Here is an 18,152-nt window from a genome sequence, read left to right as displayed (position 1 = left end):
GAGGCTTACCAAAGTATGCTGAGTAAGCTTCCCTCCTAGACAGTGAAATAAAAATTCGACTTTTCTAACCGCAATAATATATCAGACTGTCTGTCGGAGCATACACCAGAGTAGCAGCCAAAATTGCATGGTAAGTCCAGAATTATTAACAAGTTATGACAAGATCAAATGTGTACCCCTACACTCTATGATATAGATATTACAAACAAGGTTGATTACAATCTGAAAAACGATAATAATTATCATTAACAATGATAGAGGTCAGTATGGATTCCCAAAGCCCGCTTTACAATGCGTTCTTCAAAGCGCAAGACAAGTTTATTGATCATTATATTCCCCACGGCTTCGAACCGGATATCGTTCACGAATATATCCACTCAGCGATGACCTTGTCTTCCTTCTACGCGCAAGGAACTGAACACGAAAATGCCTTGCTATGCGAGCTTTACTTGCGTCAAGTGTATTTTCACTTAATTGAAGCAGTGCAAGATCCATGTCGGAGCAAAGCATTTCGTAGAGTATGCTTAGATTCAATCCATACCCCCCTTTTATGTCTAAAACGCTACTACCACCAATGGGAAGACGGCGAAATCCGGTTTTTGCAACTCCAGCAAAGGTTGCAGCGCATTCGTATGCCACTCGACTAAATTTTAAGGACATTCTATGACTCACATTTCCTCTAAATCAAAATTTCGTGTTGAAAAAGACAGTATGGGAGAAGTCAAAGTACCTGCTCACGCTCTATATCAAGCACAAACACAACGTGCAGTTGACAATTTCCATTTCAGTAAACACACCATGCCTAGTGCTTTTGTCCAGTCATTGGCCTACATAAAACAAGCCGCTGCCATAACTAATGCGCAACTTGGCCTGATGGAAGGAGATATTGCCAATGCGATTGTCGATGCAGCACAAACTATTATTGATGGTGAGCATCAAGAACAGTTTCCTATCGATGTTTTTCAAACAGGTTCGGGAACCAGTTCTAACATGAACGCTAATGAGGTCATCGCCACGTTAGCAAGCGACCTTCTTGGTGCTGATGTCAATCCTAACGATCATGTAAACATGGGGCAAAGCAGCAATGATGTGATCCCAACAGCAATCCAATTGAGCTGTGCCTTGACGGTTGAAAACCAGCTTATCCCTGCATTGGGACATCTCATTACGACATTACAAAGTAAACGTAATGAAATCGGCCATTTAACAAAGACGGGCCGCACACACCTAATGGACGCAATGCCTGTCACCTTTGATCAAGAGCTAGGTGGTTGGCAATTTCAGATTGAGCAGGCAAAGCACGGAATTGAGCAAAGTATTATCAAGGTGGAAGCACTCGCCCAAGGGGGGACAGCTGTAGGAACTGGCATTAACGCTGACTCAAGGTTTGCCGCTACATTCGCAGACAACTTATCCCAAGCAACTCGGTTACATTTTACATCAAGTAAAAACTTCTTTTATAACCTCAGCAGTCAAGACGCCATTGTCTCGCTTTCAGGACAAATAAAAACTGCAGCCGTCGCCATCATGAAAATAGCCAATGATCTTCGTTGGATGAATTCAGGTCCGTTAGCCGGCTTAGGTGAAATAGAACTTCAAGGCTTACAACCCGGTTCTTCGATAATGCCAGGCAAAGTAAACCCCGTGATTCCTGAAGCTGCGGCAATGGCTGCCGCCCAAATAATTGGCAATGACACAACCATTACCATTGCTGGTCAGTCTGGTAATTTTCAACTCAACGTAATGCTGCCTGTTATTGCACACAATATATTAGAAAGTATAGAACTGCTTGCCAACAGCTCTTTAGCGATAGCAGACAAAGCTATTTCATCATTTACAGTACGTGAAGATAACCTAGAGGTGGCATTGGCAAAAAACCCCATTCTTGTCACCGCATTAAACCCTGTTATTGGCTACTTAAAAGCAGCAGAAATAGCAAAAAAGGCGTATCAAAGTGGGCAAGCAATTATCGATGTTGCCGAACAAGAAACCAAGCTCGACCGTACAACGCTAGAGCGTTTGCTTAACCCTGCCAAGCTGACCCAAGGCGGTGTAGCAGAATAGACATTTTGAGTATACCTACTTTAAGAACTGTTAACCTTTAGGGTTAAGTTTATCTGAAAGGTTAACAGATACTTGAAGCCATCAATCAATTCAAAGGATTATCAATAACCAATCTCTGTCTTAACCAACAAATGATCTGAACCCGTTGGTACCGATAAACTGTGGCGCTGACATATCTTTCTACCCGCATTAGCAGACTGTAACCAAAGGTGATCAATGGCAATCATTGACGCTGTAGGTGCGCGAAATGATGCTATCCAATTTGGCCAACTCGCAACAGGTGCTTTCTGAAAAGTAGGAAACATCTTTGCGAAACGTAGACTTGTCGCTGACAAATTGAAATCCCCAACAACAAGGACTTCATCACTCGGATACACAGCCAATAAAGACTCCACTGTTTTGATGAGAGCATTTCTCCTATACCACAACTCTTTGGTCCTAGGCGACGGTGGATGTGCAACGATAAAAGAAATAGGCGCTTGTCGATTTGGATGCCAAGTCCCACGAATAATACTTTGTGCGTCTGGAGTTTTAAATACCGACATGTTTTTTAGTGGTGAGACACTTAGAACCATTTGACTAGAGGGGTAGCCGACCCCTTCCTGACCTCCATAAAAATAGGGATAAATATCGTCCAACAGCTTTAATTTTTCACCCACTTCCGGTGCGACTTCTTGCATCACTATCAAATCAGCGGGCTTAGTCAATAAATAGTTGATGAAGGCGTTAATGCTTGGGTTTTCATAATAAAGGTTGTACTGAAGGATAGAAACAGAATTTGCACATTGCGCAACTAAGTGTGTATGAGGTTTTGGTGACATTAAACCAAACGCACCAGCTATAACAATACATATTGCACTTTGAACCCACCTATGGCCTGCTATCATTAGAAGCGCCAACAAGGAGTAAATCACCAAAAACAAGCCAGGATAAGAGACGATATTCTCCACCCACCAAGTCGACTCAAGAAGCGATAACGCAGCCCACGCTAGTGCCGGTGTATAAACGACCAACCAGATTCTCCAACTTCTCACTGTCAATCCTATTTGATTGAAAGACAATGTAATTATGAACCAAGGATTTGTAATTGGCCCAGATTTGTGATTCAGAAATTGCAACAGAATAATAAAAGAGCATTCTCTCAGCAATGAGAGGGAACAAGCGTATCCAATAATATGACATCAAAATAAATATTAAGCACTTGTTTTAAATGAAATTTAAACCGTGAAAACAATCAGGCTTACACAGTCACCATTTATCAACTAACTTTTAAGTTAGGGCCATCAAGAAATGTAAATATGCTCAAGTCATTTATTTTGATACTGCTTTTCCTATCGTCAAATACAGCATTGGCCAGCGAGAATACTAAAACTGTCCGGCTTGTTGTCGGTGAATGGGAGCCCTACACGAGCAGCTTCAGTAACCCTCACTACAAAATATCAGAAGAATTAGTCAGGGCCGCTTATCAGACACAAGGGTATAAGGTCATCATAGATCACCACCCATGGGCAAGAGCCTATCGCTATGTCCAGACTGGCAAGTATGACGGAACATTTCCTTGGTTTAAAACAACAGAGCGTGAATCTCTCTTTATTTTCTCTACACCTCTGTTTGTGGAGGAGGTCGTCTTTATATACCACCAAGACAGTCAGTTCCACTGGGAAAATATCGACGACTTAAACAAATATCGCGTTGGAGCAACGCAAGCATTTACTGCCACAGACTATCTAATATCCCAAAACGTAAACGTAACGATTGAAAACTCGGATGAGACCAATTATATCAAATTGGCAAAACACAGGATTGACGTATACCCTGCAGCACTCAAAAGAGGTGATTATATGTTGACGACTCTGCTGACTAAAGAGCAGTCTGAAAAGCTGCATATTCATCCTAAACCTATTATGGAAACCGAGATGTTCATCATGTTTTCATTACAAGACATCGAACGACGTAAATTACTAAGCGAAGCCTTTACTAGAGGACTGAATATGTTGATTGACTCTGGCCAGTATAAGGAGATTATGGAGGGGCTACCGTCAGTATCTAGACAACGTGAGTCACGTTAGTTTTCTACAATGCACGTCATCATGCATATATGAAATCACAGAAATATGATCAAACTAACCATTAAAGTTACCTCAGATATTTAATGCGTCACTTGCTTTTATAAAAAGCAACTATACTGCATTGTGTACTAACCATTAAATGAGGTTCAACCATGAGATTTTTGCTGCTTATCAGTGTGTTCTTTTCTGCATCGATTTTTGCAAATAACCTAAATGATTTAAACTATATTACCGAGTCGTATCCTCCTTTTAACTATCATGAAAACAAAGAGTTGAAAGGGCTTTCTGTCGATGTATTGGAAGCAGCGACCAAAGCCGTGGGAGAGCCAGTATCTCGCAGTGATATCAAACTGCAACCTTGGGCTCGCGGCTATGATGCGGCCCTTAAAGGTCCTAAAGTTGCGCTTTTTGCGACCACCCGAACTGAAGAAAGAGAACCTAAGTTTAAGTGGGTTGGTCCTATTATAGCGACCAAAGTTGTGGTTTTTTCCAATAAAAATGTCACCATTAGTGATCCTTCTGAGTTCAGTAACTATAAAATCGGTGTTGTTAGGGACGATGTGGGAGAAGCGCTTTTGAAAAAAGCAGGCGTACCCGAATCTGCAATGAAAGTCTCTCCCGGTGCTGACTTACTGATAAAGCAGCTAGCCGCGGGTCGAATTGATATGTTGGCCTACGAACAGAGCGTAGCAACTTACCTAATGAAGTCTGCCAATGTAGACCCAAGTAAGTTTAATGTCGCATACACATTGAGTGAAGGACAACTTTATTACAGCCTCAGCCCTGATACACCAGACGAGTACGTCACTAAGCTGCAAAAAGGTCTTGACCAAATCGCACAATCTGGTGAGTTGGATAAGATAAAAAGTCAGTATCAATAGACAAAAGACTCTCTAAGCGTCATTTTTTGCACTAAAAATAAAACCTTCAATAGCTGCTACGCCTCTGCAAAGCAGCTATTCTTTTTATTAACGTCATTTTCCAACCGGATCTATATGCATATAAATGAAGCATTGTTGACATATAAGTTACAATTCCGCTTCTCTATTCGATAGAATCACTATGACTTTTCCTAAATTGAGTAGAAAAATGCGTGCTTACCATTTGGCGATTTTTTCGTGCTCTGCTATTTTTTCCAGCTTTGTATTGGCCGCTAATATACAAGAACAATGGCAGTCTCTTTATCAGCACGCTTGGCAAGCTGCACCACTGGTTGTTACGTCTCAGCAACTCAGTCGTTTTCCCCAACCATTGCTCAGGGAAAATGCTCGTTATCCTGACTTTGAGCACTACACTTGGCAAGACATCCAAGTGTTGTATGAGGTTAAGCAAACTTGTCAAGCCGATAAGCCTATCCGATCACATCTAAAATTGGCCACCGAGTTTGAGCTAGCACTTTGTCGTAACCAAGCGTTTGACGACTCTTGGTTTTCCAAACACCCTCACCTACATCCTGCTGGAGGCAGTTATCTCGAGCGGTATCTGTCAATGAACTCAAGGCAAGAAATCGATGATGATCTGCGCCGCTATTTAACAATTTACGATCCCAGACATCCATTGTATAAGCCTCTTTCAGCCCTTTCAATTGAGGGAAGAGAAGCATTATTTAATGGCTATAGAGCATGGATGGAAGACAACACGCTATGGCTAAGTGCAGAGCAGGGTTGGAAAGCCATACCCAGTGTGGCTTGGGGCCCTATTGCCCATAAATTGAATATCCGTTTATCAGGCCCTAGCTGTGAGCTCAGATACAGCAACCTGTGCATTAGCAAACAAGCGAGTAACCTATTACTACAACGTTTTCTGATGGTCAGTATTTCACTCATGTTACTATTTTTACTGGCTAAAGGTGTGTACTCAAAGCGGCAACAAAATCGAGAGAAACGTTTTATTTTGCAGCTACTCACTCATGAACTGCGTACACCAATAACCAGCTTAGGGCTGACGGTTGAAATGTTGCGCAATCAATTCGACCAGTTAACAGAAGAAACTCAACAAGCCGTATGGAGGCTGGTGTCAGACCATCAACGGTTGGCTCAACTAACCGAAAACAGCAAAGTCTACCTAAGCACACAAAACTCCGCACAATTAATGAAACAAACTGCTCTTATTAGTGACTGGCTGGATCATATATGCGAGAAACATAGCCTGACTTATCAGCTCAATCAAAATAGGGAGCTTACCCTTCCTTTTTACTGGCTATCGATTTGTTTGGATAACTTGATTCGAAATGCAAAACAGCATGGAGATGGCGATATTGCTATTGACGTAACCTTGACTAACAAGCTTGAAGTTCAAGTTTCGAACCGAGGCAACTTTCCTAATGCCATTTCACGATTTATAACCAGCTTTTTTGTGCCACAAAAATCTGAAAATATGGGTATGGGCTTGAGTATTGTAAGACATTTAATGACTCTAATGGGGGGTAAACTCAAGATCTATCGTCACCCAACTCGCTGTATTTTGGAACTACCACTATGAAAACTCTGCTATTAATTGAAGATGATAAGCTACTCGGTCAAGGACTTATTTCATCATTTGAATCGAATGGTTACCAGTGCCTGTGGGTACAAGAAGCTCATAACGTACCCAAACACTGGTTTAAAGCGGATCTAGTTATCCTAGACCGGCAACTTAGTGATGGTGATAGCTTAAAACATCTGCCCAACTGGTTATTACTCAAAGCCTTACCGGTTATAATACTCACAGCGAAAGTCGAAACACAGCAAAAAATAGAAGGCCTAATGAGTGGAGCAAAAGACTATGTCACTAAGCCCTTCTCAAATCAGGAACTTTTAGCTAGAGTCGCGAGCCAACTAAGGCCCCTTGGAGACAGTGCCCTTCGTTATGCCAACATTGAAATACAGTTAGCCAAAAGGCTCGCTATGCTTGATAAACAGGCGATCACTCTAAAGCCGAAAGAGTTTCAACTGTTGGTATTACTCATACAGAATCAAGGACGTGTCTTCCACCGAGATGAACTACTCAATAAAGTGTGGGGCTATCAAGCATTTCCTAGCACTCGAACGGTTGATAACCATATTCTACGCCTAAGACAAAAACTGCCTGTACTCAACATCGAAACCCATCGAGGAGTCGGTTATCGGCTTAATGAAGCACTATGACAAAGAAAAACATATTACTGGCATTCACTATGTTCAGCCAAATCCATAGTGCACAAGCCAGCTGGTTTGCACAAACACCTCTTCAACCTGTATATCAAACGCTTGTCAACCACCAGCCTCAACTCGCATGGCAAGAACTTGTCTTAGCCATAAGCAATAACACTATTGATAGTCAATATTGGCTCCCAGCAAAGCAAGAAATTCTCAAACAAACGTCATGTGGCCAAGCGCTTTTTAACCATGACGAGCCTATTGTTGCGGATATCAGCATCACCTTTATTCGACGCTCAGGCCTATCATCACAGGGGTTTCAGATAAAGTTATCTGCCGAAAATACTAAAGCTGACAGTATAGTCGAGCTTATCTCTCCATCTTCTAAAGTACTCCTACATGCCAACTTATATCAACCATTGGCATATCAAGAATATGAAACAGAAGAAATGCTCAGTAAGCCAATGACTGGTATTTATACGCTGCGAATTAATAAGATACCTTACCCTCTTCTGATCACCATGCCGAACAATAAGCGCTGGATTACTTATGACAGCACTGAACACAAAGTTCATACGGCTCCTCCAGAGGTAATCAATCGATGTAGTCAGGCATCAGCAGTCTGGCAATGGTTTGATAGTACTTACACCATGTTGGGTAGCAAAATACCCATTCAAAGAGGTAAAGCATCCATACCGAGGCCATTGCCCCCCTACCAGAAAGCAAAATATCTCAGCGCTTCCGTATCTGTATTCGAATATCAGCAAGGAATTAAGGTTGGGTACATACAAAGAGTCTCGATACCCTTTTCTCTAGGAGAGAGCCAAGAGAAATGAGCTCAGTTGTAAATGTTATTTTTGTGCTTATTCGGTAGAACAATAGTGACAAATAGGAGACAAAACCCAAATTCAAACCCTTATTATTTGTCTACCAATACAACTCTCTATGGTTCACATATGTTCAAATACTTAATAAAATCGACAACACTACTAATAAGCTGCCTTATCGTTCAATCAACGACAGCCGCCGATTTAATAAACTTTTGGAACACCCCACAACATGGTGCCAATGTATTTAACCGCATGCCTACAACCGCGACAGTCTATCCAGATCTTAAAGCTTATAAGGCAACTTGGGTTCGTCTTGCTTATGACAAATGGGAATCAGACCATCGTGATTTCCTAATCGGCAATGCTGACGACTATCAGGGCTTGATCGCACAAGATCTCAATAAATTGATAGGTGAGGTAAACAAAGCGGGTAAAGCTGGACTCAAAGTCGTCATTTCTCCTTTGTCATTGCCTTTCATGCGTTGGTCACAAAATAATGGACAAAGGTACGATGGACGCTTGTTCGAAGACCAAAAAAATTGGGATAAAGCAATTGAATTTTGGGTGGATCTTGCCAAAGAACTAAAAGGCAACCCCCATATCGCCGCTTACAACATCGTTAACGAGCCTACCCCAGAAAAGCAAGGCGGATTAAAAGAACACGCTTCTACTCAAGAAATGCAAACTTGGTACAAACTCCATCAAGGAGGTAGCCGTGATTTGCCTCTTTTTTATGAGAAAGTCATCGAGTCAATACGAAAAGTCGATCCTGTCACTCCCATCATGGTTGATGCTGGCTGGTACGCCGCCGCAGATAGTTTTACCTACTGGAATACGGCACTTAGTGACGACAAAATTCTATACAGTTTCCACATGTACGAGCCATACCAAGCCACCAGCTCCGAGAATCTTAGGAGAAACAAACCATATCGATACCCTGGCCTCGTTCCCTTCGCAAGCCAGTCTGAGGTAATGTGGAACGCCGATATGGTCGACCAATATTTGGATAGTCCCGTCAATTGGGCAAATCGTCATGGTATCCCTACAAACAGGCTCGTGGCTGGTGAGTTTGGTTGCGTTAGAAAACTCAACAACTGCGCAGCATACTTAGATGATGTCATAACCGCTTTAGACAAAAACAATCTGCACTGGGCCTTTTACGCTTTTCGTGAAGATGGCTGGGATGGAATGAACTATGAGCTAGGCGCAAAAAAGGCTGTCGGTTGGGATTATTGGACAGCACAAGAAAAAGGTGAACCCGATCCAACCCAATACCAATCATCACCATTATTTTCTGTGATTCAGAAAAAGCTATAACTCTGTTTTCTGTGCCAATACAGTGAAAAGGGTATACGCCGATACGTTGGAGAAAGCCTGTCTAGAAAATATTGCTTTCACAAATGAAATTTATATTTTCATATTTATCATTTAACCAAAAGTAACATAAGTGTTACTTTATTTAACGTTGGTTACGCTGATACAAAGTCATTCTAAAGCGTCACGGATACTTTATAACAGTTTGGATATGGACATTAGCCAACAACCTCCAAACGAATAAAACATAATGAAATATAAATTGTTGCCCTTATTTGCCCGTACAGTCTGCCCACTGTGCGGGTTTTCTTTTCTGCAGATGACATCAGTAAGTGCCCATAATTCTTTTTATCAAGCAGAGATGTTCTGGATGCTGCCTAACTAAATCTTCTGTGTCGGCCAATTCCCAGTCAGAAAAATCAAAGCCGGGGGCTGTTGTGCACCCCACTAAAGAAAAATGCGTTTTATCTTTTACTTCTGCTGCGAACCACACATTTTGTGGAACCAATATTTGATACTCAGCCAACTCATCTTCAAAACTACAGCCAAGTGTCTGTTGTTGATAACCACCTTCTGGATGAAAAATATGTATAGTTACACTACTTCCCGTATAGTGATGCCATAGCTCATCTTGTTTAAGTCTATGAAACATAGACACATTGTCTTGCTGCAATAGATAATATATCGAGGTGGCATAAACATGTTCACCCGTAAACCTCTCAGGTTGGCATTTTATAATTTCATCAGAGCGATAATATTCACTGAAATAGCCCCCTTCTGGATGAGGTTTTAGATCTAACTTATTAACCAAATATTCGACTTTTTCCAAAAGCATACTCGTTAACCCAATCAACCAAAGGAATAATAGTATGTATGTCAAAATTAATTAGCAAATTATTTTAATTGGCGACTACTAGGTATTTACTTAACTAGATTCAATTAAGTAAATACCTAGTAGAGATCAAAGTAGAAGTTTGAGAAGATCTGGCATATGTGAAATTGAGATAACATTATTATCAGTATAAACTTGACCATCAATATTGTAATAACAAGCCCTCATTCTCGCTGCTAATGCTGCTCTAATACCAATTTCGGCATCATCAATCACAATACAATTTTGAGGATCAAAGCCCATTGACTGAGCTGCATGAGAAAAAATTTTTGGCTCTGGCTTCCAACTATTGATTTCATATGAGCTAAATATCGTCTGTTCATTGAAATAACTCGATAACCCAGAGACTTCAAGGCCGTGCAAGATTTTCTCCTTCGGGGCGCTGGAAGCAATGCATGTTGGCAAATTATTCGTTTCAAGAAAACACTTTACATCAGGCATAGGCTCTAAACGTTCGTTATAATATGTTTTCACCAATGCTCGATAGTGATCAACAAAATCGGCGTTAACAGTTACACCACTACTTTCTTCAACATCAGCAATAATTTTTGCTAACTTATAACCCTTATAGCGTTGAGCTGAGATCGACACATCGTATGCAATATTATAATCTTGAAACATTTTCATTAGTGCGTAGTTATTTATATATTCACTATCAACCAAGGTGCCATCAAAATCAAAAATAACGCAATTAATCATGTTTAATTACCATATCAATTATTATGCAATGGCTAACACTATATAGATAAAACCGCTTTAGGGCATCCTATTTAACATGTACTCGTTATATTTTATTAAGCTTAAATCTCGTATCATAAATAAAATATCAGCAAAGAGAGGCAGCACGAATTGCCTCTCTTTGTATTCATCATCAAGATGATATATCAATACGCTTGGTGCGTTTTGTTGCTTGGCTACGTCTCGGAACCTGAATACGCAGTAACCCATTTTTCATACTTGCTGAGATGGCTTCCTTATCCACATCATCAGGCAAAGATAAAGCACGTGAGAAAGAACTTATGCTGCGCTCTATTTGATATGAGTGGTGACCGCTTATCTGTTTTTCTTCTTTGCTATGTCCTTCGACAACAAGTACATCAGCATGACGTTCGATCTGAATATTATCTTCTGACATACCCGGTAACTCTAAAGAAATTTCGTATTCATTCTCAGAGCCTGAAACGTTCATCTTTGCTGCAAAAGAACCAACCCCAGTCGTTGAAGATAACGAAGGACGTTCAAACAAGGAAAATGGCCTGATAGGATGCAGCATACTCGGCATTGCGCATGATTGCCACGCCTCACCAAGCAACCTCTCTAGCAGCGAATCAAACCGTGACAGAGCATTTGACCTATAGCCTTGAGATGAATGGAGATCATCACCATCATGGTTCACAGGGATCTGTACCGTATTGTCTTGTTGCTTGAACCAGTTCCACGGTTTCAACTTTTCGATATTCATACAATACCCTCCTTAATAAGGTTGATATTTGATGTTTGATAGAGGGATGCGTCCAAGCACCCCTCTATAAGTTAGGCTGCTTCACTAGTTTGAGATTCTATTCCCTCCGCCTTATGCCCCAAAACTTGGCTATTTTCATTGATAGCGATAGTTTTGGGCTTCATCGCTTCAGGGATCTCTTTCACTAAAGTAATAGTCAGTAAGCCATCAGAAAGATTGGCATCCGTCACTTCAACATAATCGGCTAAGTTAAACTTACGTTCGAACGTACGGTTGGCAATGCCCTGATGAAGGTACTTACGCTCCTCGGCAGCTTCTTTGTGACCACGCACTGTCAGCACACCATTCTCAACCTGAATATCAAGCTCTTTGTGAACAAAACCAGCGACTGCCAGAGTAATGGCATAGCGATTTTCACTCAGAGCTTCAATGTTGTAAGGGGGGTAACCACTTAGCGTCGTTTCACCAGATAATGCGCTATTAAGCAGTGATGCTAAGCGATCATATCCAACACTATTTCTATAAAGTGGGGACAAATCAATTGAGTTCATAATATATCCTCCATAAGAAGCAACATACAATAAAAACAATATGCTTGAAAGACCTCTTTCAGACCGCCTTTCAACTATTTTTATAGTCAAAGTGCAAATTTGGATCAACCAAATTTTTATAAAATATCTTCATTTAAAAATGTGGTGACATGAATTTTTATTATAAACATTGTTTTCATTTTAACCACTCAGATATGGCTCTGATTGCAGCCAAAAATGGTATCGGTATTGCGATGAGGAGAACTTCTTTGATACAGCCAAGTCTAGATAAAGGAGAGTTAGTGGCTCCTTTCACTAAAGTGAGCGCAGGATTGAGTTACGACTTGATCTGTTTGAATGGTCAACAGAATCGACCCAAAAATGCTGCCTTTATTCAATGGCTAGAAACGCAGTTGTAAATGGGCTGGCGGATATCCACCAGCTTGGTAACGAACACGGCTAGCTTAACGCGAACTGGGTTAAACGCTCACCACTGAGTCGATACTTTATCCATTCATCTTGCGCTACAGCGCCAACAGAGTGATAAAATTCAATTGCAGATTGGTTCCAATCAAGTACTGACCATTCAAATCTCTCGCACTTTTTTTCCAAAGCCAAATTTGCCAGATGTTTTAGAATTACCTTCCCAACACCCAAATTACGATGATCTGGCGAGACATATAAGTCCTCTAAATACAGACCATTTTTTCCTAACCATGTCGAGAAGTTATAGAAATAAACCGCAAAACCTATTGGTTTTTCATCGACCAAGCATATGATTGCATGAGCTGTGGAATGCTTTGAAAATAAGCTCTCTTCCAATTCTACAAGCGACGTTTTTACCTCATTCTGAGCTTTTTCATAAATGGCTAAATCTATAATGAACTGTAAGATCGATGGGGCGTCTTCGATGCATGCTTCTCGAATTGTGATAGTTTTCATTTGCGTCCTTTTTACGTATAACAAGATAACACCCGCTTTTCGATAGTGATGATATTGACAGGCATTAGAGCTAGTGTAACCTCACTTTAAATATGAAAGAAATGCACTTTTTGCAGCAGGCTGATGTATATTACACATGACTACTCTATCCACTATCGATTTAAATCTTATCCATCTTTTTTCTGTGTTGTACAAAACACAGTCAGTAAGAGAAACCGCTGACACCTTAAATTTGAGTCAGTCTGCATGTAGCCATGCACTACAAAGGTTACGCGAGCGATTGAACGATGATTTATTCGTCCGTGTTGGCAACACAATGCAACCAACAGAATACGCCAAAGCAATCGCAGATAAACTCATACTAGGAATGAATCTAATTGAAGAAGGCATCACCTCTTATTCCGCTTTTAATCCAAACGACGATCACACGTTTAAGATAGCGGTCACAGATTATACCAGCTGGTGTATGCGCGCTTTTGTCTCAACACTCAGTCAGGATTACCCCAATATCAAGATTGAGTTTCTGAATTTGGAAGAAAGGTTGCCAGAGATTACTTTACGAGAAGGTAAGTTCGACTTAGTGTGTGGATTTGCTCATGACATCGAAAGTTTTGAGAGTATCAGTAATCAAGTATGGTTCGAAGATCACTATATATGTTTACATCACCGAGAACATCCATTTCAACATGAACTGAGCTTGGAAAAGTATCTCAACTATCGTCACGTTGTTGTAACGCCTTGGAATGAAGCTAAAGGAATTCTGGATATCACGTTATCAAAGATGAGAAAGAAGAGAAAAGTAGCCATTAAAACACCCAACGTATTATCCGCTCCAGTGTTTATCATTGATAGTCAATATTTGCTAGCGATACCCAAGAGATATGCAGATCATGTTGCTCAGCAATTGCCTGTAACAATATCCCCTCTGCCATTTGAAGTTCCCACCTATAAAGTGAAACTGTATTGGCATAAAACGCGGAATAATGATCCAAAAATTCAATGGTTATCGAATAGGATTATAAAATCATAATCAAGGCCAATTCTCTGTACTCTGATTACGCCATCAATCTTCAGCAAATTCAATATATTCTAATAGCTTTAGACTATTAGTGATATAGATATCAACTTCTTCGTAAAATCATATCAAACTCATATACTTAGCTTAAATAAAGGCTCGCAAATCAATTAATTGCAACAAACATGAAACTTAACATAGTGTTAATTCATTATTTATCTAAATAATTTCTTATAAGCTGAGACCCATATCTTCGGGAATTGGTTAATACAAACATATCATGCTCTTCCTTCTCTTTCATATGGGTTGAAGAGCGGCAATGAGAGGGCTACAGATTATGATAACTCGCATTGAAGAAGTAATTCGCTGCGCGAAGTTACTCGAGTTTAATGTAACCGACGACAACGTAATCGCCTGTATGGTAGCCGCCATAATGTGTCCAGGCCATGAGAATAACCTAGGAACAATGTTAGCTGCGATCTATACCAATCAGTCATGGGGACTGATTCAAGCGTTAAAAACGACGAAAGAATACCAATTATTGCATATTGAAGTGTCTAACATGTTACTAGAAAACCTCGCTTAGCACTCACTCTCTGGGCAATAACAGTTGCGCTTAATGCCGACCTACTTATACGCAAATTTGGAGATTAGAGTCCATTAACCCGTACAATCTTAGTTTGATTTCAATGAATATTTAGGTAACGTTATGTATAGAGAATTAACTGAAAAGCTTGACCAAATCGGGCTTAGCTATGACAAAGATGAGCTAAAGCTCAAAGTAAAACAAGCAGAAAAGCACTCCGTTGCTCAGGCATTAATAAAAAAGGCTAAGGAAATTTCGTTTGCCTTGGAATCCAATCAAGCAAAATCCGTTATCGCTGCGCTTAGCGAAACATTCGCACCTGATTGCCAAGCTGCAGAGAGTGCCCTTTTACACTACAGCCAGCTCATGGAAAAAGAACAGCTTGAATACAGGGAACAGCTTTACATGCAATTTATCCGTCATACATCTGTGTTTGATACAGTTATGCAGCTCAATGGTGAATTTGCCAGACGCTGGATCTGAAGTCGACATGCGGCAATAGGTCCGTATTCTTAACTATTGCCGTCTTGTAGCAAGGTTATACACAAGTCAGCCCCATCGCTCTAGTCAGCGCTTTTACTGCGGTTTCTCGATATTGCTCAATTAATTTTGAAATAAGATCAAAACGGTCTTCACCAAGTTGTTCAAGCATAGTCTGGTAAAGTGCATCATCAACCGATGTTTGTATCCTAAATCTACTTGTCTGGCCACGGCCCACGGCTGGCTGCCACTCAACCCAACCCAAAGCTTCTAAACGCTTGATGATCAGCGCCACATTGCGTCGAGAAGATGCCAAAGCTAGCGCTAAATCTTCAACAAGTACGTTGTAACTTTGATGACATTCATAAGCTCTTTGGAGTTGGTTTAGACGGCGAATACTACTCTCTGCCATAGTTCTTCTCTTTAAGTTAAGGTTACAGTTTCAATGAGGAGCGTCATATTTGCGAGCGCCCACCTTCCTTTGAGTTTTAAGGTATATCTTCAGTACACAGAGAAAAAGAGGCCTCTTCAACACAAAACTTTTGTGTAAATATCTGAAGAAACGTCGTTCACTTATCGCTATTGACACGACAAAACGCGCAAGTTGTAAAAAAAACTCTACCTATTTAGACCATTTCAAATTGTATACAATGGCGTTGCTGATTCAGTTTGATGGCCCCGCGCCAAGATGCTTGAATCCTCACCAATAGCTAAGCTATCTGCGGGCGATACCTGTCTGCGCCTGCGTACTTTTCCTCAGATATGCATTCATATCTGAGGCTTTTTTGCACCCAGCCGAGATGTATAGCTACACACATGGGTCTTTGTGAGGATAATATTGAAAATGCAGATATTGTTGAGCCAGTTTGCACAAAAAGCCACTTCTCCCAATATGGTTAACTTGGCGCTAGATTTGTTTGTCAGGCTAATTGAGTCATATAACCCAGTCGATTGTTACACTACCTCAAACCGGCATGAGCCAACATAGAGGTAGTCATCACCCAGCAAAGTTAGAATGTGTACTGCAATGACGCACCCTTTACCGCAGCAATAACCTGCTGATAGTTTGGTTCATCTGCTATTTCATTCACAAGTTGAGAGTGGAGAACTGTACGGTCTTCATCCAAAACAATCACGGCACGCGAAGCTAAACCTTTGAGAACTCCGCCGGAAATGGCAACACCGTGGTCTAATGCAAATGTTGGAGAACGGAAAAATGATGCAACAGAAACATGGCGAAGCTCATGATTTTCAACAAAACGGGAAAGCGCAAAAGGCAAATCGGCTGAAACACACAATACAACCGTATTATTTAGGCCTTCAGCCAATTCGTTGAATGTACGTACACTGTTGGCACAAGTTGGTGTATCGACACTTGGAAAAATATTAAGTACAAGCTTTTTACCTGCAAAATGTTCAGGACCGATGTCAGATAGAGACTGATCACATAATGTAAAACTTGGACCTATTTCGCCTTGCTTTGGCAGAGCACCAGATAGTTCAATTGGAGTTCCTAAAAATGTGACTGACATAAGTGACCTCATTTTATTTTAAGTAAGTTCGTTGTTTATCGACAGAAAGAGAAGCTTTTATACAGAGAAAAATGAATACTTTCGGCTATCTCTTTCAGTGACCTAGATATAATGCCAACAGACTCATGAGAGCACGAGTGAAGTTATAAAAACCTTTATGAATCACACCCATAAATCTCAAGATATTGTTTTATAATGGAAAATAAAAATATAAAAACATCAATCGTTAGATTATTTGCTCTAAAAAAGGCCAAAATAAATACAAAAACGAAACAATAGTGACTGTAAACTGGCGCTATTATGAATATGGGAATCTTAAGAAAATAAGCAACTGATATATCAGTGCCTGTAATAATTTGACTATAAGGCTATTGACGCCGAACAAGGCAGGTTACACCACCATCCAACAATTTTGTAAAACACACAACCTTACCTTGCTTATATATTAACTGCAGTTTTTCTTCGTTAATACGCCGCAGATTATGAGCTTCAATCTCAGTTATATATTTTGTGTCAGGCTCCCCATCGGGGAACGAAAAATCAGTAAACTGAATTAATTTATTGTCGTAAAATTGTGTGTAGTAGCTGAAGTAGCCCCCTTTAGGCTCACCGTAGATTTTTCTACTTGTATGAGATTTTTTATTGAAAAACAACCTGTAATTGACGGTATGATAATCCTCACTAAAAACCACATCTCCATCGAGGCTAAAACTGAGGTTATTTCCGTAATAAAGCAGGCTATCTTTACCATCCATCACTTCAGGTACATCACGCAGTTTCAAACCAACATTTGCTATTGTTGCAATCAAAACCAGACAAAAGAGCACTTTAATAATTTTATCTACAGACATCGCGCACCGTTTCTCCGATAAAATAGAAATTTTCACGTAGCGAAAAGTTCAAATTTTTAACCTGTTGATCCCCGCTGGCTTCAGAGCGATAAATACAGGAGAGGTAATAGTGGCTAACACCTGAAGAAATCAATAGCGCTGTTATAGGAGAATCATGTAAGTGGTTGCTATTCTCACTAAGATATCGATAAATAGCGTCACTGGCTTGGTTGTCAAAATAGAGATAGTCTCGGCCATCTCCCTTCACCTCAAGCCATGTATCCAAAGGTACATTCCACGCAAATGTCCAACGATGCATTGCCGCTGATCCCTGAAATAATAATGCAACCGCCAGAAAAAACGCGAGCAATAATTTAAACGGCTTGCGATAGCTAGTCTGTCTGATATCCTCAGGTTGCGCCTCAATTTGTCATTACTGAGGGATCTTGACGGGATAAATACCATTCGACTCTGTCGTATCCTTACATTC

The 18,152-nt window shown here is 40.5% G+C and carries 22 protein-coding genes; 12 read left to right on the top strand and 10 right to left on the bottom strand.

From position 1 onward, the window contains the following. The first annotated feature begins 266 nt into the window (after positions 1-266). Entirely contained in the window at positions 267-647 is a 381-nt protein-coding gene (locus QQK21_RS03920; protein WP_284190896.1) for a hypothetical protein, read from the top strand. Positions 648-663: 16 nt separating this feature from the next. Further along, a complete protein-coding gene (locus tag QQK21_RS03915) occupies positions 664-2,064 on the top strand; it encodes a class II fumarate hydratase (protein WP_284190895.1) in 1,401 nt (466 codons plus the stop codon). 101 nt (positions 2,065-2,165) lie between these two features. On the opposite strand, the gene QQK21_RS03910 is transcribed toward QQK21_RS03915, so the two are convergent. Next, positions 2,166-3,098, bottom strand: a complete 933-nt coding sequence (locus QQK21_RS03910) for an endonuclease/exonuclease/phosphatase family protein (RefSeq protein ID WP_284190894.1) — start codon at positions 3,096-3,098, stop codon at positions 2,166-2,168. 264 nt (positions 3,099-3,362) lie between these two features. On the opposite strand from QQK21_RS03910, the gene QQK21_RS03905 reads away from it, so the two are divergent. From QQK21_RS03905 to QQK21_RS03880, 6 genes are all read left to right on the top strand, one after another. Then, entirely contained in the window at positions 3,363-4,133 is a 771-nt protein-coding gene (locus tag QQK21_RS03905; RefSeq protein WP_284190893.1) for a substrate-binding periplasmic protein, read from the top strand. Positions 4,134-4,285: 152 nt separating this feature from the next. Continuing rightward, complete coding sequence (locus tag QQK21_RS03900) at positions 4,286-5,014, top strand: substrate-binding periplasmic protein (protein WP_284190892.1); 729 nt, start codon at positions 4,286-4,288, stop codon at positions 5,012-5,014. A 208-nt stretch (positions 5,015-5,222) separates the two neighbouring features. After that, entirely contained in the window at positions 5,223-6,614 is a 1,392-nt protein-coding gene (locus QQK21_RS03895) for an ATP-binding protein (protein WP_284190971.1), read from the top strand. After that, complete coding sequence (locus QQK21_RS03890; RefSeq protein ID WP_284190891.1) at positions 6,611-7,258, top strand: response regulator transcription factor; 648 nt, start codon at positions 6,611-6,613, stop codon at positions 7,256-7,258. The genes QQK21_RS03895 and QQK21_RS03890 overlap by 4 nt, the downstream gene beginning before the upstream one ends. Further along, entirely contained in the window at positions 7,255-8,085 is an 831-nt protein-coding gene (locus tag QQK21_RS03885; protein WP_284190890.1) for a DUF2861 family protein, read from the top strand. Before QQK21_RS03890 ends, QQK21_RS03885 begins: the two co-directional genes overlap by 4 nt. Positions 8,086-8,205: 120 nt before the next feature. Beyond that, entirely contained in the window at positions 8,206-9,396 is a 1,191-nt protein-coding gene (locus tag QQK21_RS03880) for a glycoside hydrolase family 5 protein (RefSeq protein WP_284190889.1), read from the top strand. 322 nt (positions 9,397-9,718) lie between these two features. Here QQK21_RS03880 and QQK21_RS03875 read toward each other — a convergent pair whose 3' ends face one another. The 4 genes from QQK21_RS03875 to QQK21_RS03860 form a co-directional block, all read right to left on the bottom strand. Then, entirely contained in the window at positions 9,719-10,228 is a 510-nt protein-coding gene (locus tag QQK21_RS03875) for a cupin domain-containing protein (RefSeq protein WP_284190888.1), read from the bottom strand. A gap of 126 nt (positions 10,229-10,354) precedes the next feature. After that, on the bottom strand, positions 10,355-10,984 hold the full coding sequence (locus QQK21_RS03870) for an HAD-IA family hydrolase (protein WP_284190887.1): 630 nt from the start codon (positions 10,982-10,984) through the stop codon (positions 10,355-10,357). Between the two features lie 172 nt (positions 10,985-11,156). After that, complete coding sequence (locus QQK21_RS03865) at positions 11,157-11,747, bottom strand: Hsp20/alpha crystallin family protein (protein WP_284190886.1); 591 nt, start codon at positions 11,745-11,747, stop codon at positions 11,157-11,159. 71 nt (positions 11,748-11,818) lie between these two features. Beyond that, positions 11,819-12,298 carry an Hsp20 family protein gene (locus QQK21_RS03860; RefSeq protein ID WP_284190885.1) on the bottom strand — a complete coding sequence of 160 codons (480 nt, stop codon included), beginning with the start codon at positions 12,296-12,298 and terminating at the stop codon, positions 11,819-11,821. 149 nt (positions 12,299-12,447) lie between these two features. On the opposite strand from QQK21_RS03860, the gene QQK21_RS03855 reads away from it, so the two are divergent. Then, complete coding sequence (locus QQK21_RS03855; protein WP_284190884.1) at positions 12,448-12,696, top strand: LysR substrate-binding domain-containing protein; 249 nt, start codon at positions 12,448-12,450, stop codon at positions 12,694-12,696. A gap of 40 nt (positions 12,697-12,736) precedes the next feature. On the opposite strand, the gene QQK21_RS03850 is transcribed toward QQK21_RS03855, so the two are convergent. Next, on the bottom strand, positions 12,737-13,219 hold the full coding sequence (locus tag QQK21_RS03850; protein ID WP_284190883.1) for a GNAT family N-acetyltransferase: 483 nt from the start codon (positions 13,217-13,219) through the stop codon (positions 12,737-12,739). A 136-nt stretch (positions 13,220-13,355) separates the two neighbouring features. Between QQK21_RS03850 and QQK21_RS03845 the strand changes: the two genes are divergently transcribed. The 3 genes from QQK21_RS03845 to QQK21_RS03835 all read left to right on the top strand — a co-directional run bounded on the left by QQK21_RS03845 (position 13,356) and on the right by QQK21_RS03835 (position 15,303). Next, complete coding sequence (locus tag QQK21_RS03845; RefSeq protein WP_284190882.1) at positions 13,356-14,249, top strand: LysR family transcriptional regulator; 894 nt, start codon at positions 13,356-13,358, stop codon at positions 14,247-14,249. Positions 14,250-14,571: 322 nt separating this feature from the next. Continuing rightward, positions 14,572-14,820: a hypothetical protein gene (locus QQK21_RS03840; protein ID WP_284190881.1), complete on the top strand. Its 249-nt coding sequence runs from the start codon at positions 14,572-14,574 to the stop codon at positions 14,818-14,820. Positions 14,821-14,943: 123 nt separating this feature from the next. Continuing rightward, complete coding sequence (locus QQK21_RS03835; protein WP_284190880.1) at positions 14,944-15,303, top strand: hypothetical protein; 360 nt, start codon at positions 14,944-14,946, stop codon at positions 15,301-15,303. Between the two features lie 55 nt (positions 15,304-15,358). Here QQK21_RS03835 and QQK21_RS03830 read toward each other — a convergent pair whose 3' ends face one another. From QQK21_RS03830 to QQK21_RS03815, 4 genes are all read right to left on the bottom strand, one after another. Next, complete coding sequence (locus tag QQK21_RS03830) at positions 15,359-15,712, bottom strand: SgrR family transcriptional regulator (protein ID WP_284190879.1); 354 nt, start codon at positions 15,710-15,712, stop codon at positions 15,359-15,361. 598 nt (positions 15,713-16,310) lie between these two features. Beyond that, on the bottom strand, positions 16,311-16,832 hold the full coding sequence (gene tpx / locus QQK21_RS03825; RefSeq protein ID WP_284190878.1) for a thiol peroxidase: 522 nt from the start codon (positions 16,830-16,832) through the stop codon (positions 16,311-16,313). 368 nt (positions 16,833-17,200) lie between these two features. After that, complete coding sequence (locus tag QQK21_RS03820) at positions 17,201-17,683, bottom strand: hypothetical protein (protein WP_284190877.1); 483 nt, start codon at positions 17,681-17,683, stop codon at positions 17,201-17,203. Beyond that, positions 17,670-17,981, bottom strand: coding sequence for a hypothetical protein (locus QQK21_RS03815; RefSeq protein WP_284190876.1), 312 nt, complete (start codon positions 17,979-17,981; stop codon positions 17,670-17,672). The genes QQK21_RS03820 and QQK21_RS03815 overlap by 14 nt, the downstream gene beginning before the upstream one ends. Positions 17,982-18,152: the final 171 nt, after the last annotated feature.

It is taken from the genome of Vibrio zhanjiangensis, assembly GCF_030161235.1.
Lineage (GTDB): Bacteria > Pseudomonadota > Gammaproteobacteria > Enterobacterales > Vibrionaceae > Vibrio > Vibrio zhanjiangensis.
This window is presented reverse-complemented; position numbering and strand designations above follow the sequence as displayed.

Coding starts and splice junctions, on each gene's coding strand:
- QQK21_RS03865 (WP_284190886.1), bottom strand. CDS start 11,747: ATGAATATCGAAAAGTTGAAACCGTGGAACTGGTTCAAGCAACAAGAC.
- QQK21_RS03845 (WP_284190882.1), top strand. CDS start 13,356: ATGACTACTCTATCCACTATCGATTTAAATCTTATCCATCTTTTTTCT.
- QQK21_RS03885 (WP_284190890.1), top strand. CDS start 7,255: ATGACAAAGAAAAACATATTACTGGCATTCACTATGTTCAGCCAAATC.
- QQK21_RS03840 (WP_284190881.1), top strand. CDS start 14,572: ATGATAACTCGCATTGAAGAAGTAATTCGCTGCGCGAAGTTACTCGAG.
- QQK21_RS03870 (WP_284190887.1), bottom strand. CDS start 10,984: ATGATTAATTGCGTTATTTTTGATTTTGATGGCACCTTGGTTGATAGT.
- tpx (WP_284190878.1), bottom strand. CDS start 16,832: ATGTCAGTCACATTTTTAGGAACTCCAATTGAACTATCTGGTGCTCTG.
- QQK21_RS03880 (WP_284190889.1), top strand. CDS start 8,206: ATGTTCAAATACTTAATAAAATCGACAACACTACTAATAAGCTGCCTT.
- QQK21_RS03915 (WP_284190895.1), top strand. CDS start 664: ATGACTCACATTTCCTCTAAATCAAAATTTCGTGTTGAAAAAGACAGT.
- QQK21_RS03855 (WP_284190884.1), top strand. CDS start 12,448: ATGAATTTTTATTATAAACATTGTTTTCATTTTAACCACTCAGATATG.
- QQK21_RS03815 (WP_284190876.1), bottom strand. CDS start 17,981: ATGCATCGTTGGACATTTGCGTGGAATGTACCTTTGGATACATGGCTT.
- QQK21_RS03890 (WP_284190891.1), top strand. CDS start 6,611: ATGAAAACTCTGCTATTAATTGAAGATGATAAGCTACTCGGTCAAGGA.
- QQK21_RS03875 (WP_284190888.1), bottom strand. CDS start 10,228: ATGCTTTTGGAAAAAGTCGAATATTTGGTTAATAAGTTAGATCTAAAA.
- QQK21_RS03835 (WP_284190880.1), top strand. CDS start 14,944: ATGTATAGAGAATTAACTGAAAAGCTTGACCAAATCGGGCTTAGCTAT.
- QQK21_RS03920 (WP_284190896.1), top strand. CDS start 267: ATGGATTCCCAAAGCCCGCTTTACAATGCGTTCTTCAAAGCGCAAGAC.
- QQK21_RS03830 (WP_284190879.1), bottom strand. CDS start 15,712: ATGGCAGAGAGTAGTATTCGCCGTCTAAACCAACTCCAAAGAGCTTAT.
- QQK21_RS03820 (WP_284190877.1), bottom strand. CDS start 17,683: ATGTCTGTAGATAAAATTATTAAAGTGCTCTTTTGTCTGGTTTTGATT.
- QQK21_RS03905 (WP_284190893.1), top strand. CDS start 3,363: ATGCTCAAGTCATTTATTTTGATACTGCTTTTCCTATCGTCAAATACA.
- QQK21_RS03860 (WP_284190885.1), bottom strand. CDS start 12,298: ATGAACTCAATTGATTTGTCCCCACTTTATAGAAATAGTGTTGGATAT.
- QQK21_RS03900 (WP_284190892.1), top strand. CDS start 4,286: ATGAGATTTTTGCTGCTTATCAGTGTGTTCTTTTCTGCATCGATTTTT.
- QQK21_RS03850 (WP_284190883.1), bottom strand. CDS start 13,219: ATGAAAACTATCACAATTCGAGAAGCATGCATCGAAGACGCCCCATCG.
- QQK21_RS03895 (WP_284190971.1), top strand. CDS start 5,223: ATGCGTGCTTACCATTTGGCGATTTTTTCGTGCTCTGCTATTTTTTCC.